The sequence below is a fragment of the Mesorhizobium sp. M1E.F.Ca.ET.063.01.1.1 genome, from assembly GCF_003998155.1.
In the GTDB taxonomy this organism is placed as follows: Bacteria; Pseudomonadota; Alphaproteobacteria; order Rhizobiales; family Rhizobiaceae; genus Mesorhizobium.
The window spans coordinates 1-3038 of record NZ_RZSC01000702.1; the positions used below are offsets into that span (position 1 = coordinate 1).

The following is a 3038-nucleotide window of genomic DNA, read 5'->3' on the forward strand; positions in this document are numbered from 1 at the left end:
AACCAGGGATCATCGACAGCGAATAGGACACGAAGACGCGGTCAAACCGCGCCGTGCCGAAGAGCGCTTTGGCGTCGAAGTCGGTGGCGTCGCCTCGCGCGAGAGTGACGCGGGCCGCGAGACCTTCGCGAGCCATCGCTGCGTTCGCCGTCTCCAGCATCTCGGCGGAGATATCGAGGCCGAAGAAGTGGGCGTCCGGATAGCGGCGGGCGGCAAGCACGATGTTGCGGCCGGTGCCGCAGCCGAGCTCGAGCACTGTGCCGCCTTGCGGCACGTCGAGCCCCGCAATCAGCCGGTCGCGGCCGAGCAGGTAGTATTTGCGGGTGAAGTCGTAGATATGGCGCTGCCAGCGATAGACGCCATCCATCAGTTCGGCATGGCTGGCCGGCAGCTCCGTCGTGCTCATGCGGCGCGCTTCACATAAAGATGGAAGCCGCCATAGATGGCCGAGCGGTCCTTGGCGGAAAATTCGCGCGAGGCCTCGTTCTCATAGTGCCACTGGTCGAGCAGCGAGTTGGAGACGCGGCCCGGCAACAGGCTGGGCTCGGCGGCGGTGCGGAAGATGACGCGGGCACCGACCGAAGCAGTACGGGTGATCTCGGTCCACAGCGCGTTGAGCTGATCGTCGGTCATCCAGTCCTGCGCGTCGAGCAGGACAAAGCGGTCGACAGAACCCGCATCCTTGGCGGCGAGGAACTTGACCAGGTTGGCGTGGTGGATGCCAACGCGATCGATGTTGGCGCGGATCGTCTTATAGTTGCGCTGTTCCAGATAGGCAGGCAGGGCTGCCTCGCCCGGCTCCGGGTAGCGGCGGGCAAAGGCCTGCCAGGCGAAATAGTTGTTCTTCAGCGGGAAATCGCAGGCGAGCTTTTCCAGCCGCGCCTTCAAGACGCTCGCCATCGAGCCGTCACCGGAGGTGATCAGCGAATCGTACTGGGCCGGCGGGATGCCGAGGCCGAACAGCGAAGCCTTGCGCGAAGTCGCCCAACGCAAAAGCTTCTTGTCGAAGACCGGCGCCAGCTCCTCGTTGAAGAAGCGACGCTGTTCGCCGATGTTCTCGGCCTTCATGATGCCGGCCGGATCGACACCGAACAGTTTTGCGACGCGATGGCCCATGGCGATGAAGAGGCCGAGCAGGCCGGTCTGATAGAAGTTGCGGTCGAAGACGCCGATGCGGCGGCGGCCGCGCCAGTTCCTGCGCTCCCAGTAGTGGCGGCTGACCGGATCGAGATGCGGCGCGATGAAGCGGTCATAGGCTTCCGAATTGTGGCTGGTGTCGGCGGCGCCGAAGAAGCGGAACAGGTCGCCCTGCGACGGCAGATGGCGAACCGCTTCCAGCTTCATGCGGTTCAGCGCGATATGCGCGGCGTTGAGGTCGACGGCATCGACGCGGGCCGGCGAGCGGGTGAGATAGGCCAGAATGTTGCAGCCGCCTGACGCGATCGTGACGACGCGATGCCCGGCGCCGAGCTGCATGGCGTCCATGTCGACATCCGGGTCTTCCCAGATCTGCGGGTAGACGAGGCCGGAAAACAGGAAAGCAAAAAGCCGCTCGGAAATGCCGTCCTTCGACAGGGCGCGGTTCTGATAGACCGCTTTTCCAACTTCCTTGCCACGGCGATAAACGAGTTCTCCGGAAACATCCGTCATGGCAAGGTGATTCCCAGTTGCGTTGGCGCAAGCGGGTAGCGCAGCGTTGTGACAGGCGGGTGACAGGCTGTTGACGTTAAAGCGCGTCGTGCTGGACCTGACTCGGGCGACGCGCCTTAGTCATTGTTTTCATGCATGTCGTTTTTCCAAAACCGCTGCACACTTTTGGGCGACATGCATCAGGCCTTGCCGAACCCGCCGGGCGTCGGCGTGGTGACGATGACGGCCTCGCCGGCATCGAGCGTCGTCTGGTCGCATGCCTTCAGCACGTCGATCGATCCATCGTTGCGCCTGATTTTGGTCGAGCCTGCCTCGCCATCGCCGCCGCCATCCAGACCCTGGGGCGGCCGGTTGCGGTGCGAGGACAGGATGGCGCATTCCATCCTTTCCAGGAAGCGGATGGTGCGCTTGGTGCCGTCGCCGGCGTTCCATTTGCCCTTGCCGCCCGAGCCTTCGCGGATGTGGAAGTCCTCGAGCACCACCGGGAAGCGCAGTTCCAGCACCTCGGGATCGGTAAGCCGCGAATTGGTCATGTGGGTGTGGACGCCGGAGGTGCCGGCAAAGCCGCGGCCCGAATTCATGCGCCCGGCCGGCGAGCCTGAGCAGATCGTCTCGTAATATTGGTACTGGTGGTTGCCGAAGGTGAGATTGTTCATCGTGCCTTGCGCATTGGCCATCGCGCCCATGGCGCCGAAGAGCGCGTTGGTGACGTGCTGCGATGTCTCGACATTGCCGGCAACCACGGCGGCGGGGTAGGACGGTTTGAGCATGCAGCCGTCGGGAATGACGATGTTGATCGGCCTCAGGCAGCCTGCGTTCATCGGAATCATGTCCTCGACCATGACGCGGAAGGCGTAGAGCACGGCGGCGCGGGCGACTGGTTCCGGCGCGTTGAAATTGTTCTTCATGACCGGCGACGTGCCGGTGAAGTCGACCGTCGCCTCGCGCTTGTCGCGCTCGACGGCGATGCTGACCTTGATCACCTGGCCGGTATCGGTCGGGTATTCGTAGACCGAGGTGTCGGGCAGTCGTTCCAGCACGCGGCGCACGCTCTCTGCGGCATTGTCCTGGACATGGCCCATATAGGCCTCGACGACATCGAGGCCGAAATGCGCGACCATCTTGCGCAGCTCCGCCACGCCCTTTTCGTTGGCGGCGATCTGCGCCTTGAGGTCGGCGATGTTCTGGGCGGGATTGCGGGCAGGGTAGGGATGATCGGTGAGGAGCGCCTCGAGCTCCTTCTCGCGGAAGCGGCCGCGATCGACGATGCGGAAATTGTCGAACAGCACCCCCTCCTCATCGACGGTGGTGGCCAAAGGCGTCATCGAGCCGGGCGCCGTGCCGCCGACATCGGCGTGGTGGCCGCGCGAGGCCGCCCAGAACAGGAT

General features: G+C 64.0%; 3 protein-coding genes. All 3 read right to left on the reverse strand.

Annotation, left to right across the window (positions count from 1 at the left end):
* Positions 1-406, reverse strand: a 406-nt coding sequence (locus EOA29_RS30860) for a class I SAM-dependent methyltransferase (protein WP_145969890.1), incomplete at its 3' end; no start/stop codon positions are given.
* Positions 403-1650 carry a DUF3419 family protein gene (locus tag EOA29_RS30865; RefSeq protein ID WP_126093073.1) on the reverse strand — a complete coding sequence of 416 codons (1248 nt, stop codon included), beginning with the start codon at positions 1648-1650 and terminating at the stop codon, positions 403-405. The genes EOA29_RS30860 and EOA29_RS30865, both read right to left, overlap by 4 nt.
* Before the next feature lie 179 nt (positions 1651-1829).
* The coding region (locus EOA29_RS30870) for a hydantoinase B/oxoprolinase family protein (protein WP_189479036.1) at positions 1830-3038 on the reverse strand (1209 nt) is incomplete at its 5' end.